Here is a 12,568-nt window from a genome sequence, read left to right on the forward strand (position 1 = left end):
GTAAATACCTCAGAGGTATTGCCATAGGCGAGAATGCTGCGATTAATTAATACTACTTGGTCGCAAAATGTGGTAATAGATTCTAAATCATGGGTTGAGACGAGAATTGTATGTCCTGTTTGACGCAGTTCCATTAACAGGTTAATCATCATTTTCTCTGTTTTGATATCAACGCCAGCAAAGGGTTCATCTAACAGCAAAACTTTAGCTTGTTGCGCCAAAGCCCGCGCAAAAAAGGTGCGTTTCTTTTGTCCACCGGATAACTCTCCGATTTGCCGATCGCGCATATCCCACATTTCCACCCTTTCCAAACTTTCTCGCACCGCTTGTTTGTCGATCGATCCAGGAATCCGCAACAGATTCATGTACCCGTAGCGCCCCATCATCACCACATCAGAAACATTCACCGGAAAATTCCAATCTACCTCTTCCGACTGAGGCACATAGGCAACCAGATTGCGTTTTTGCACTTGACGAATCGGCAAACCATTAATTAAAACTCGTCCGGTGTTTGGCTTCACAAGCCCCATAATCGCCTTAAACAGCGTCGATTTTCCCGCGCCATTCATCCCCACCAAACCGCAAATCGTCCCTGCTTTAAGTTGCAGCGAGGCGCTGTGCAAAGCTACTTTGCCGTGATAGGCAACTGTCACATTCTCAATATCAATACCGATCTCATTCATCTAATTTTCTCCTTATTATCAATTCCCAATTCCCCATTCCCAATTCCCAATTTCCCAATTTCCCAATTTCCCCATTCCCCATTCCCCATTCCCAATTCCCGATTACCGATTACCTTGTAACCCTTTTATCAGAGTATTGATGTTGTATTCAAGTAACTTAAGATAGGTTGATGCGGGCCCGTCGGGGGGAGACAGAGAATCGACATAAAACACCCCGGCAAATTTTGCGCCTGTTTCCTTTGCTACCTGAAGCTGTGCTTGATTGTTGACGGTACTCTCGCAAAATACAGCAGGTATTTGGTTAGCTTTGACTGTATTAATCACCCGTTCAACTTGTTTCGGTGTGGCTTGTTGTTCAGCGTTGACTGGCCACAGGTAAACTTCTTTTAAGCCGTAATCGCGGGCGATGTAAGAAAAAGCTCCTTCGCAGCTTACTATGTAGCGTTTGTCGGGGGGAATAGCTGAAATAGCTTGTTTGAGTTTGGCATCAATCGCCTTTATTTGCTCGCTGTATTTTGCCGCATTCGCGTTATAGCTTGCAGCGTTAGCCGGATCGAGATTTCCTAATGTCTTGCGAATGTTTTCGACGTAAATTACAGCATTTTTGGGAGACATCCAAGCGTGGGGATTCGGTTTGCCACGATAGGAATCTTCTGCAATATTTACTGGTGGGACTCCCTCACTGAGGGTAATGTGAGAAACTTTGGGTAAACTGTTGTAAAATCGGGTTGCCCAACGCTCTAAGTTGAGGCCGTTTTCCAAAATCAAATTAGCATTTTGTCCTCGTTTTAAGTCGCTGGGCGTAACTTCATAGCCGTGAATTTCCGCCCCCGGCTTGGTGATGGATTGAACAGTTGCCTTGTCCCCCGCAACGTTCCGAGCCATGTCTGCCAGGACGGTAAAGGTGGTAAGAATGACTTTTTTATCTTTTTTGGTCGAATCGCTATTAGTGGCGCTAGAATAGCCATTCTGCTTGGTTTGAGGCTCAGTCGTCGGAGTGCTGCACCCGCTGAGCCAAACTCCTAGTAATAGCCCGAATATACCAATTTGATATGTTTTACGGCAGAACGCTTGATGATTCATTCTGATTTTTCATAATTATTTCATTCTTTTAATCTAGCATAAAATTTGATATAATGAAAATATTATGAAAATAGGGATATCTTGGCGCTCGGGCTAGGAGAATTGATAAGTACGATCGCGCCGGCTGAGTTTTTAAGAGCTATTGGATCCTGAGAACTTAGGCTAGGATTTGATGAGCTTCTCAACATAGTAAGTGTGAATATTTCCACAGTACATAAAGTCATCAATAATAGTGGTAATATCCCTGTATATCGATCGCCTAGAAATGACAAACACACATCAGACGTAAGGGGAAAGTTCGGTACGACTCCGATACCCTCCCCCAACTGTAATCAAATTATTACATCTCTGAGCCAAATTATTGCTAGTTACCAACCACAGGAAGCAATTATTTTTTTGTCGATCGCTAATAATCACATAGATATCAATTTGTTGCAAAACTTGGCAATTTCGCCTGTTCAGTGCTATGAACAGGTATGCAAACCCTGGGAAGAATTTCAACCCTGCCCGAAACCCTAAAATTTACGGAATTTTTCCAATGTCCCAGCCACAATCAATCAAAATTTCCAACGTAACTCGCTACCAAAATGCAGCGCTTAATTACTATTTGGGCCTGACAGAATCCCCCTATCTTCACTATGGCTATTGGGAAACCCTACCTGTGCCGGCCGATGAACTAACGATCGCGCGATTACGTATCGCTCAGCAAGCTTATACTGTAAAACTGTTGGATGCCATCCCCCAAGGCACTGAGACTATCCTGGATGTGGGATGCGGGATTGGCGGAAATGCGGCTTATTTGCTCGATCGCAATTTCGCAGTGGAAGGACTCGCACCCGATCCGTTTCAACAGCAGCGCTTTCTCAAGTGTACAGGCGATCGCGCCATCTTCCACCTTACGAGGTTTGAAGACTTTAAAGCCACCCATTCCTACGATTTAGTCCTCTTTAGCGAAAGTAGCCAGTATATGTCTGCTGTCGATATAGCTAAAGGTGCGGCGGCTATTCTCAATCCTGGAGGCTACGTACTGCTTGCGGATATGATGCGATCTAATCCTAACTATAAAGAGGGAATGTTTTCTAACTGTCATGTTGTGAAAGAACTTAATGCTGCATTGTTGCAAGCTGGGTTCATGTTAGTAAAAACTGAGGATATTTCCACTCATATTTTACCGACAATTGACCTGTATGTCGATACTTTCCGCAGGTATGGACTCAACACAATGATTTATGTTGCAGATTTAATTTCGATCGCAGTTCCGCCGATTCATAAAATTCTGCGTTGGATATTTCGCCGCTGGTTTAAGAAATTGGTGGTTGAAGGATTGGAGGCGAGTCAACTATTTGAAAAGCATCTCTGTTATGAGATTCAACTTTGGCAGTTGATAGAAAATCCGGCGGTTAAAACCGCGTCTATACAGACAAAACCCGCCTCCGCGGGTTGAAGAAAATCCGGCGGTTAAAACCGCGTCTATACAGACAAAACCCGCCTCCGCGGGTTGAAGAAAATCCGGCGGTTGAAACCGCGTCTATACAGACAAAACCCGCCTCCGCGGGTTGAAGAAAATCCGGCGGTTGAAACCGCGTCTATACAGACAAAACCCGCCTCCGCGGGTTGAAAAAAAGCCTTTAAAATTACCTTATCTTATTCAGTCTGCGGAGGCAGACTTCATTTGTATAGACGCGGTTTCAACCGCCCTCTTATCTAATTACTAATATATGTCTCAATCAATTCTCGAATTCGATCGCACTTTTTACCAATATCCCTGTAATTCGCGATCGACAATTCAAAATTTAAGCCTCAAAATCCCGGCGGGGAAACGCTGCGGGCTGATCGGTCAAAACGGATGCGGCAAAACCACCTTATTTCTGCTAGCAAATGGCTTGTACAAACCGCAACAGGGCATCATTAGCTGGCAAGGTGAACCATTCCGCTACGATCGCAAATCCTTGACAAAACTGCGCCAACAAATCGGACTCGTCTTTCAAAATCCCGAACATCAATTAGTCGCTTCTACCGTAGAAGAAGATATCTCCTATGGATTGTACAATCTAGGATTGCCGGAATCCGAAATTGCTCAACAGGTGCAACAGGCGATCGAGCAATTCGATCTAAGCGAACTCGCCCGCGAACCGATTCACAACCTCAGTTTAGGACAAAAAAAGCGCGTTTCCATCGCCGATATCATGGTACTCAAACCCAAATTGCTGCTATTAGATGAACCTACCGCCTATCTCGATCCGCGCCACACCAGACAACTGATCGGTTTGCTGCAACAAATTCACGCAGCCGGAACCACCATACTTTTAGCAAGTCACGACCTCGATTTCATCTATCGCTGGGCCGATTGGGTGTTTGTGATGGATCGCGGAAAATTGATTCTAGAAGGCACTCCCGAAGCCGTTTTTGCCCAGCGGGAGGTCTTGGAACAATTGCAGCTTGGTGTACCGCTGGCGATCGAGCTAATTGAGCAAATAAAAGATCTAGTTAACAAAAATCCTAACTCAAAACTGCCCGCTTTCGAGGAATTGCAACAACAAATTTTAGACGCGCGACGACGGATTTAATCTTCAACCCACGGAGGTGGGTTTTGTCTGTATAGACGCGGTTTCAACCGCCGTGTCTTTTGGATTTAGCTTTCGAGGAATTGCAACAACAAATTTTAGACGCGCGACGGCGGCTTTAATCTTCAACCCACGGAGGTGGGTTTTGTCTGTATAGACGCGGTTTCAACCGCCGAGTCCCTTCGATCGTACCAACTTTGCAGCGCCAAGCGGTGAACTTCCCGCCAACTAACATTTTTAACTCTGGCAATTTGGGCACAATCTTCGTATTCCGGCTGCACGTTAACAATCGTTTCTCCAGACTTAGCAACTTTTATTTGCACTTCGCCGTACTCTGTTTGAACTTTCTGGATTTCTCGATCCAAAATCGATCTCTGTTGAGTCGAGATCCTAATTCCCAAAGTAGTAGTTTCGCGAAACATCACAGCTTGGCAAGCATCCTGAAATTCTGGATGACAAATCACAGTTAACAAAACCCCCAACCGCGACTTTTTCATCACAATTGGTGTCGTAAAAACATCCAGAGCTCCAGCGAGAAACAAAGCATCAAAAACATAACCGATCGCCTGCGGGTTTAAATCATCAATTTGCGTTTCCAAAACACAGACTGTTTCCTGTGAATTAGTAATTGGTAATTGATGACTTTCTGAATTTTTCCCTCTAAATTCTACCCTATGACTTACATCCGTTACATCCCGTACATTGCTCGCTGCCGAACCTTCCTTCTCCCCAATCCAGAGGCGCAAAATATTAGGAATTGCCAGATTTCGAGAACCTGCGCCCAATCCGATCGCCTGAAGTTGCATCGGCGGCGGCGGGCCAAAAGCAGCAGCGAGAGTACAGGCGATCGCAGTTCCCGTAGGAGTGCACAACTCGCGATCGATCCCGTTGCTATAAACCGGCACTCGGTGCGTTTCCCACAACCGCATCACCGCAGGCGTAGGAACAGCTAACCTACCGTGGGCCGCCTTCACCGTACCCCCACCAGTCGGCATCTGCGAAAAGTAAAACTCATCAATATCCAACCAATCCAAACCCAAACAAGTACCGACAATATCAACAAGTGCATCCGTAGCCCCCACCTCGTGAAAGTGAACCTCACTGGCGGGTATACCATGTACAGCACCCTCTGCATCTGCTAATTTGCCAAATACAGCCAAACTCCACGCTTCCACGCGCGGAGGCAATTTTGCAGCGATGATAATCTGCTCAATTTCCGGCAAATGGCGGTAATGAGTGTGGCTAATTTCGGCATCTGCTGCGCCCTGACTGTGAGAATGTTCTTCCCCATCATGATGATGCTGGTGGTGGTGGCGCCTGTCGAAAGTCGGCGATTCTGTTTCCGAAGGATCGAGGGCGGAGTCAGCAGCCGGATTATCTGATTTCAAAGGCAAATCCGCAGCTAAATCCACATAAAATTTAGTTGCTTGTTGAGTATTGCGGTGAACTAATTCCGTCCGCAATTGGTACTCTGTCGAAATGCCGAGTAAATGGAGTTTTTCAATTAGGTACTCCAAGGGAACACCGGCGTGGACAAGAGCTCCGAGGCACATATCGCCAGCAATGCCAGTTGGGCAGTCAAAATAAGCTATTTTATTCATTATTAACAATTAATTTTCAACATTGATTGTTTTAGTACATTTGTCGATCGCCCACTTAGCTTAAAATATCTTAACATGGCAATTATTTACGGACTCCATCCAGTTGCACCCCAGAAAGATCGGATCGAGAAGATTACAAAAGCTCTCAAAGATGGCGCAGTAATGCTTTATCCCACAGATACAGTTTACGCGATCGGCTGCGATCTCAACTCCAAATCTGCCGTAGAACGAGTCAGGCAGATCAAGCAACTATCCAACGACAAGCCTTTAACCTTCCTGTGTTCCTCCTTGTCAAATATCACCGAGTATGCTCCCGTCAGCGATGAAGCATATAGAATCATCAAACGGTTAATCCCCGGGCCCTACACATTTCTGCTACCAGCTACCAAATTAGTGCCCAAATTGGTAATGAACCCAAAACGCAAAACCACGGGAATTCGCGTTCCCAACCACCCGCTTTGTTTTACACTTCTAGAATCTTTGGGAAATCCGATTATTTCCACATCTGCTCACATTACCACTGATGATGAAGGTGCTGCACCAGTACCTGCGGCCCAAGCAGAAAGCTTTGGCAAAGCTGAACTATTTGACTGTTTTTTAAAGTTAGTAGATATCATTGTCGATGATGATTCCGATCCAGGATATCAAGTTTCTACCATTCTCGATTTAACTGAAAACAAACCAATTGTCGTTCGTCGCGGTTTGGGATGGGAAGCCGCCGCCGCTTGGGAACAAGATTAAAATTTAAGGGACACAACATTGTTCATCAGTGTCAACAATTGCCTAAAAACTTTTGTATTTCAGGTTGGTATCCAAGTCTAGATCCCCCTAAAACCCCCTTAAAAAGACCCACTTAGAGAAGAATATTGTCCCCTCCCTTTAGTGTCAACAATTGCCTAAAACCTTTGTATCTCTGGTTGAGATCCAAGTCTAGATCCCCTAAATCCCGCTGAAAAAGACCCACTTTGAGAAGAATCTTGTTCCCCCCTTATTAAGGGGGGCGCCAGGGTGATCTGGCCTCGGCGGTAAACAGAAGTCGATGAGTACATTAGGAATTCAAGTTGACACTAATAAACAATGTTATGTCCTCTATTTTCCGCAACTTGTTCAAATCGTACCAACAAACCTAAGCCTCTACCTTAACTCCTTTCCAAAAAGCAACATATCCTGCAATATTTTTAGCAGCATCTTTCGGAGTAGGATAGTACCAAGCAGCATCCTTATTAACTTGTCCGCCAACTTCAACACTGTAGTAACTAGCAACACCTTTCCAACCGCAAGTAGTGTGAGTGCTGCTATCCTTGAAATACTCGCGCTTGATGGCATCGGCAGGAAAATAATAGTTGTTGTCTACAACTTCGCACTTGTCGCTCTCGGCCAAAACGGCACCATTCCAAATTGCTTTCGGCATCGGTTTATCTGCTTAAATTGAGATTCTCAAATATTGTAACTGTATTTGTGCTCAAAAGACCTAGAATAAGGTAGAAGTCAACAACCAATTACTGCAAATGTCAGGGTCGAATCCGCCAACATCTCTCGCGCCCTCATCTCTCGAACAATCCCTCAAACATTTTTTTGGCTATGACTCTTTCCGCCCGGGGCAGCGGGAAATTGTCGAAGCTGCTTTACAAAAACGCGATATGATGATTGTCATGCCGACTGGCGGTGGCAAGTCTTTGTGTTTTCAATTACCTGCACTGTTGAAACCGGGACTGACTGTGGTTGTTTCGCCGTTAATTGCTCTGATGCAAGACCAGGTGGAAGCTTTGCAGGATAATGGGATTGGGGCGACTTTTCTCAACAGCACTTTGAGCCCGATGGAAACTCGATCGCGCTCCACAGCAATTCTCGAAGGTAAAATTAAATTGCTCTACGTTGCGCCCGAAAGATTGTTGGGTGAAAGATTTTTGCCGTTTTTAGATACAGTAGCAGAAAAGTTAGGAATTTCCGCATTTGCGATCGACGAAGCCCACTGCGTTTCAGAATGGGGACACGACTTTCGACCAGAATACAGGCAAATGCAGCGAGTGCGCGATCGCTATCCCGACATCCCCATTATGGCACTAACCGCCACCGCCACCGAGCGCGTCCGCCAAGACATCATCCAGCAGCTAAATCTCCGAAATCCCTACATCCACGTCGCCAGCTTCAACCGCCCCAATTTATACTACGAAGTTCGCCCCAAAACCAAACACAGTTTTGCCGAAGTTTTACAAATCATCCAAAAAAAAGGCGGTTCCGGAATTATCTATTGCCTCAGCCGTAAAAAAGTTGACGAAATCGCTTACAAATTGCAGCAAAGCGGTATCCAAGCTTTACCCTACCACGCCGGAATGAGCGATGTCGATCGCACAACCAACCAAACCCGGTTCATCCGCGACGACGTACAAGTAATGGTAGCAACAGTCGCCTTCGGGATGGGAATCAACAAACCAGACGTGCGATTTGTAATTCACCACGACTTACCCAAAAACCTAGAAGGATACTATCAAGAATCAGGCCGCGCCGGCAGAGACAACGAACCATCCCACTGCACCTTATTTTTGGGATTCGGCGATATCAAAACCATCGAATACATCATCGACCAAAAACCCGACGAACAAGAACAGCGAATTGCCCGCCAACAGTTGCGGCGAGTAATCAACTACGCAGAATCCAGCGAGTGTCGCCGCACAGTCCAATTAAATTATTTTGGCGATTCATTTCCCGGCAACTGCGACAACTGCGACAACTGTTGCCACAAAAAACCAGTAGAAGATTGGACTATTGAAGCAATGAAATTTCTTTCCTGCATCGCCAGATGCCAAGAAAAATTCGGCATGAATCATATTATTGACGTGCTGCGAGGCTCAAAAAACCAAAAAGTATTGCAATACCAGCACCACCAACTTTCTACTTACGGAATTGGCAAAGACAAAACTGCAGACGATTGGAAAAGATTGAGTCGTTCCCTATTAAATCAAGGCTTATTAGACGAAAAAACCGATGGTTTTCCCATTTTGAAACTCAACGAAAAAAGTTGGGAAATCATGAAACGTGAGCGCACAGTTGAAATCGCCATTGAACCGCAGCGGGAAGTACAGGGAAGAGTTCGCTCTTTAGCCGTAGAAGTCGAAGGCTTATTTACCGTACTTCGCACGCTACGAAAACAAATTGCCGACGAACAATTTGTGCCGCCTTACGTAGTTTTTGCGGATAGAAGCTTGCGAGACATGGCAGAAAAACGACCGCAAACTCTCACCGAATTTGAAGAAGTTTACGGCGTGGGCAGCAACAAGCGAGATAAATACGGTAAAGTTTTCTTGGAGGCAATTCGCGCTTTTTGCAAAGAACAAGGATTGCCAACAGGCGCTGCATCTTCTGATGTCGCAAATCTTCCAAATCTTGCTAATGTTCCGTCTTATTCGCAGATGCAAACTTGGGAATTATACCGACAAGGTTTGACAGTTCAAGGCATAGCCAATGCACGGGGTATGAGTCCCAATACTATTTCCGGTCATCTCGTAGAATTGATGGAGATGGGCAGAGAAATTGATATAAATTTGTTAGTAGAACCGGAACGAAAAGAGGCAATAGTACAAGCAATTGAAGTTATTGGAGATGAAAGATTGAGAGCAATTTATGAGTTTTTGCAAGAAGTTTATACGTTTGATGAGATTAAGTTTGTCCGGGCTTGGTGGCGGCAAAATTATGTCAGTTTTTAACCGCAGATGCAGGCTGATGTACGCTGATGAACGCAGATAATTGATGGGAGGGAGAAATGAGAATTAAGAAAGTAGCTTTTTGCGATAATGTATTAGAGTGGCGCTTTGAGCCAATCTATTTTTCTAATCTTGCCTTGTTAGTTGGGGTATCTGGCGTTGGCAAAACTCAAATACTCAAAGGAATTTTACGTTTAAAAGAGATAGCGAATGGTGCTTCTTTAAACGGCTTAGCATGGGATATTACATTTTCTACAATCAACGATGTGGAGTACCAATGGCAAGGCGAGTTTGAAACAAAAAAAGTTCCTGTCCTAATTCCAGATGAGGAAGACGAAGCCAGTAACTTTAGGATTGTTCGCGAGCATTTATCTAGAGATGGGGATACAATTATCGAAAGAAACTCTACCGAAATCAAGTTTAAAGGAAACACAACGCCAAAACTATCACCGTTTCAAAGCGCAGTGCAAATCTTAAATCAAGAAGAAGATATCTTCCCTGTTCAGCAGGGTTTTAATAAAGTTATTTACAGTGATAACTCTAGCTCTTTTAATGGAGGACTAGCTATACATCACGGGTTAATGTCAATATTCGCATCAAGTAAAGTTTCATTAAAAATTAACATTTCATTGGATAGTATTAAAGCAAGTAATTTACCAATACTTCTAAAAATGGCTTTGATTGCCACCGATTATCCAGATGTATTTGATAACATTAAGCGTACATTTAGAGATGTATTTCATCAAGTTGAAGATGTTAAAATAGAATCAGTAAAAGAGAATGATAGTCTATCTTTTTCAGCTTATCCCGTGCAAATCAAAGAAAAAGGTGTCAATAATTGGATTTCTCAGAATAACATTTCGTCGGGAATGCTGAAAACGCTAATTCTGATTAGCGAACTGTACTTGTCACCAGAAGGAACTGTAATTCTGATCGATGAATTTGAAAATGCTTTAGGGATTAACTGTATCGATTTTGTTACCGATTTGCTCACGGAAAACCGAAATATTCAATTTATCCTCACCAGTCATCACCCGTACATAATCAACAATATCAGCATGGAATACTGGAAAATAGTAACTCGCAAGGGAGGTGTAGTAACGGTAACTGATGCTAAAGATTTGAACCTGGGAAAATCTAGACATCAGGCTTTTACGCAATTGATTAATCTCGAAGAATATAGCGAAGGAATCAAAGTTGAATGAATCTCTATTTTTTAGTCGAAGGGATGCAATCGGAGAGAAAAGTTTATCCAGCTTGGCTAAATCATCTATTGCCAGAATTAACACAAGTTAAGAGTTACGATGAGGTGAATGAAAAAAATTATTACCTGATTAGTGGCGAAGGATATCCTTCATTATATGATTTTATTCCTCCTTCGATTGAGGAAATTAACTTAAGCGGCAAATACAACTATTTTGTCGTATGTCTTGATGCCGAGGAAAATACTGTTGCTGAAAGGCACGCGGAGATTTATGATTTTTTAAATCAGGAAAAGCTAGTATTAAAAAATACAGAACTTGTGCTAATTGTTCAAAATCGCTGCTTGGAAAGTTGGCTCCTGGGCAATCGCAATATTTATGCAACACATTCTCAAAAGTTAATACATCCTAAAAATCAATTTTTATTAGATTATACTAAGTATTATAATGTTTCAGTTGACTGTCCTGAAAAAATGGGAAAATATTTAGATTTTAATACCCATGCTCAGTTTCATGGAGCTTATTTGAAAGTGTTATTTGAAGCTAAAAATACCACATATTCTAAAACAAGACCTGGAGATGTACTCAAGCCATTTTATTTGGAACAGCTATTGAAAAGAATTGAAGAGAAGCCAGAACAACTGACTACTTTTCGTCATTTTGTCGATTTTTGTAATAGAGTTAAATCTAAATTGCAGCATTAAACGGCAATAATTACAGAAATTATGCAGAACCTCTATATGTAGGAGTCCATGCCCTAACCGGAGACTATATTAGGCTTCTCTGTGCTCCCGGTGCACCCTACACTTTAGAAGTGTACAATAAATGATTGACTTCACTACCCAGCCATTCGTTAAACAGATTGTGCAATATTTCTTGATACCTTTCAGGGGTTAATTCCGCAGGTAGAAATTTTTCAACCATGCACAAGTGATATCCTCGCTCTGTTTCAATTGGACGAATCACTTCTCCGGGTTGAGCGCTAAATACTGCGACGGCTATGTCTGGTTTTAAACTCCACCGATAAACTTTGCCTTCGCAACCGCATAAATGCCGGCGATGTTCGTCGATGTCGTAAAAATGGGCGGCATCAAAAAAGCTGATTTCTCCTTCTTGAATTTGATAAAATATTTCTTGGGCAAGTTGTATGTTGGCAACAATTATTTGATACAGAATTATTTGATCGAATTGCAATTTGCTTTGCACGAAAATCTTTTCTACGTCTTTGGCAAATAAGTGTTCCGCTAATTTTTGGGATAGGATTCGCTCGCAAATTCCTGCCTCTAAGTCTTCTACGGAAATCATCTGCTCCGCCAGCCAAGCAATCGTATCCGCCGCTTTCTCCAAACGCTTCTCGCGTCGCAGTTTGTCTCCCTCTGTTTGAATTTCTTCGGGAGTCACACTTAACCCCCGTTCCCGGGCTGCTTTGTCAATAACTTTTTTCTGCAAAAGTTTTTGACAAAATGGCTTTAATTGCAGCTCTTGTCTGAGTAGTTCGATGATTTCACTTGCTTCTATCAATGGCTGGGAAAAGTCCTTCATCTTTCTCTCTCAACCTCTATAATTTTATTAATACCTGCTGAAAAAAATGCAACTGTAGGCAAAAGCCCAAACATGATATTCATCGAAAATCGTAAATTTAAAATCCCCATTGCGAACATCGAAAATGGTATAAGCTCGTCCCCCGATGCTTCCTGCAAGGAAGTTCGCGTTAACTCACATCTTGCACTAATG

13 protein-coding genes are annotated in these 12,568 nt (G+C 43.4%); 7 read left to right on the plus strand and 6 right to left on the minus strand.

Annotation, left to right across the window (positions count from 1 at the left end; all coding sequences use genetic code 11):
* Both IQ270_RS22880 and IQ270_RS22885 read right to left on the minus strand, forming a co-directional pair.
* Positions 1-683 (minus strand): metal ABC transporter ATP-binding protein (locus IQ270_RS22880; RefSeq protein WP_193975501.1); only part of this gene is annotated, 683 nt, incomplete at its 3' end.
* Between the two features lie 102 nt (positions 684-785).
* A complete protein-coding gene (locus IQ270_RS22885) occupies positions 786-1,766 on the minus strand; it encodes a metal ABC transporter substrate-binding protein (protein ID WP_193975502.1) in 981 nt (326 codons plus the stop codon).
* Positions 1,767-1,961: 195 nt separating this feature from the next.
* Between IQ270_RS22885 and IQ270_RS31325 the strand changes: the two genes are divergently transcribed.
* The 3 genes from IQ270_RS31325 (at position 1,962) to IQ270_RS22900 (ending at position 4,333) form a co-directional block, all read left to right on the plus strand.
* Complete coding sequence (locus IQ270_RS31325) at positions 1,962-2,285, plus strand: hypothetical protein (protein WP_228056603.1); 324 nt, start codon at positions 1,962-1,964, stop codon at positions 2,283-2,285.
* A 19-nt stretch (positions 2,286-2,304) separates the two neighbouring features.
* On the plus strand, positions 2,305-3,210 hold the full coding sequence (locus tag IQ270_RS22895; protein WP_193975503.1) for a cyclopropane-fatty-acyl-phospholipid synthase family protein: 906 nt from the start codon (positions 2,305-2,307) through the stop codon (positions 3,208-3,210).
* 274 nt (positions 3,211-3,484) lie between these two features.
* The gene (locus IQ270_RS22900) at positions 3,485-4,333 is read left to right on the plus strand and encodes an energy-coupling factor ABC transporter ATP-binding protein (RefSeq protein WP_193975504.1); all 849 of its coding nucleotides are present in this window, start codon (positions 3,485-3,487) and stop codon (positions 4,331-4,333) included.
* 122 nt (positions 4,334-4,455) lie between these two features.
* Here the strand turns inward: IQ270_RS22900 and larC are convergent, their stop codons facing one another.
* The gene (larC, locus tag IQ270_RS22905) at positions 4,456-5,931 is read right to left on the minus strand and encodes a nickel pincer cofactor biosynthesis protein LarC (RefSeq protein WP_193975505.1); all 1,476 of its coding nucleotides are present in this window, start codon (positions 5,929-5,931) and stop codon (positions 4,456-4,458) included.
* Between the two features lie 75 nt (positions 5,932-6,006).
* On the opposite strand from larC, the gene IQ270_RS22910 reads away from it, so the two are divergent.
* On the plus strand, positions 6,007-6,672 hold the full coding sequence (locus IQ270_RS22910) for an L-threonylcarbamoyladenylate synthase (protein WP_193975506.1): 666 nt from the start codon (positions 6,007-6,009) through the stop codon (positions 6,670-6,672).
* A 385-nt stretch (positions 6,673-7,057) separates the two neighbouring features.
* Here the strand turns inward: IQ270_RS22910 and IQ270_RS22915 are convergent, their stop codons facing one another.
* Positions 7,058-7,342, minus strand: coding sequence for a DUF427 domain-containing protein (locus IQ270_RS22915; RefSeq protein WP_193975507.1), 285 nt, complete (start codon positions 7,340-7,342; stop codon positions 7,058-7,060).
* Positions 7,343-7,439: 97 nt separating this feature from the next.
* Between IQ270_RS22915 and recQ the strand changes: the two genes are divergently transcribed.
* The 3 genes from recQ to IQ270_RS22930 are packed head-to-tail and all read left to right on the plus strand — an operon-like array spanning position 7,440 to position 11,538.
* Positions 7,440-9,635 carry a DNA helicase RecQ gene (gene recQ, locus IQ270_RS22920; RefSeq protein ID WP_193975508.1) on the plus strand — a complete coding sequence of 732 codons (2,196 nt, stop codon included), beginning with the start codon at positions 7,440-7,442 and terminating at the stop codon, positions 9,633-9,635.
* Positions 9,636-9,691: 56 nt separating this feature from the next.
* Positions 9,692-10,837, plus strand: a complete 1,146-nt coding sequence (locus tag IQ270_RS22925) for an AAA family ATPase (RefSeq protein ID WP_193975509.1) — start codon at positions 9,692-9,694, stop codon at positions 10,835-10,837.
* Positions 10,834-11,538 carry a hypothetical protein gene (locus IQ270_RS22930; protein WP_193975510.1) on the plus strand — a complete coding sequence of 235 codons (705 nt, stop codon included), beginning with the start codon at positions 10,834-10,836 and terminating at the stop codon, positions 11,536-11,538. Before IQ270_RS22925 ends, IQ270_RS22930 begins: the two co-directional genes overlap by 4 nt.
* Before the next feature lie 97 nt (positions 11,539-11,635).
* Here IQ270_RS22930 and IQ270_RS22935 read toward each other — a convergent pair whose 3' ends face one another.
* Positions 11,636-12,376, minus strand: coding sequence for a peptidylprolyl isomerase (locus IQ270_RS22935; RefSeq protein WP_193975511.1), 741 nt, complete (start codon positions 12,374-12,376; stop codon positions 11,636-11,638).
* On the minus strand, positions 12,373-12,568 hold a 196-nt coding region (locus tag IQ270_RS31330), incomplete at its 5' end, for a hypothetical protein (protein WP_228056604.1). The genes IQ270_RS31330 and IQ270_RS22935, both read right to left, overlap by 4 nt.

Origin of the sequence: Microcoleus sp. LEGE 07076 (assembly GCF_015207455.1) — a bacterium.
GTDB lineage: Bacteria > Cyanobacteriota > Cyanobacteriia > Cyanobacteriales > Microcoleaceae > Microcoleus.

What these genes read in the sequence shown, in the direction of transcription:
- IQ270_RS22910 (WP_193975506.1), top strand. Translation starts at nt 6,007, where the DNA reads ATGGCAATTATTTACGGACTCCATCCAGTTGCACCCCAGAAAGATCGG.
- larC (WP_193975505.1), bottom strand. Translation starts at nt 5,931, where the DNA reads ATGAATAAAATAGCTTATTTTGACTGCCCAACTGGCATTGCTGGCGAT.
- IQ270_RS22935 (WP_193975511.1), bottom strand. Translation starts at nt 12,376, where the DNA reads ATGAAGGACTTTTCCCAGCCATTGATAGAAGCAAGTGAAATCATCGAA.
- IQ270_RS22895 (WP_193975503.1), top strand. Translation starts at nt 2,305, where the DNA reads ATGTCCCAGCCACAATCAATCAAAATTTCCAACGTAACTCGCTACCAA.
- IQ270_RS22925 (WP_193975509.1), top strand. Translation starts at nt 9,692, where the DNA reads ATGAGAATTAAGAAAGTAGCTTTTTGCGATAATGTATTAGAGTGGCGC.
- IQ270_RS22900 (WP_193975504.1), top strand. Translation starts at nt 3,485, where the DNA reads ATGTCTCAATCAATTCTCGAATTCGATCGCACTTTTTACCAATATCCC.
- IQ270_RS22885 (WP_193975502.1), bottom strand. Translation starts at nt 1,766, where the DNA reads ATGAATCATCAAGCGTTCTGCCGTAAAACATATCAAATTGGTATATTC.
- recQ (WP_193975508.1), top strand. Translation starts at nt 7,440, where the DNA reads ATGTCAGGGTCGAATCCGCCAACATCTCTCGCGCCCTCATCTCTCGAA.
- IQ270_RS22930 (WP_193975510.1), top strand. Translation starts at nt 10,834, where the DNA reads ATGAATCTCTATTTTTTAGTCGAAGGGATGCAATCGGAGAGAAAAGTT.
- IQ270_RS22915 (WP_193975507.1), bottom strand. Translation starts at nt 7,342, where the DNA reads ATGCCGAAAGCAATTTGGAATGGTGCCGTTTTGGCCGAGAGCGACAAG.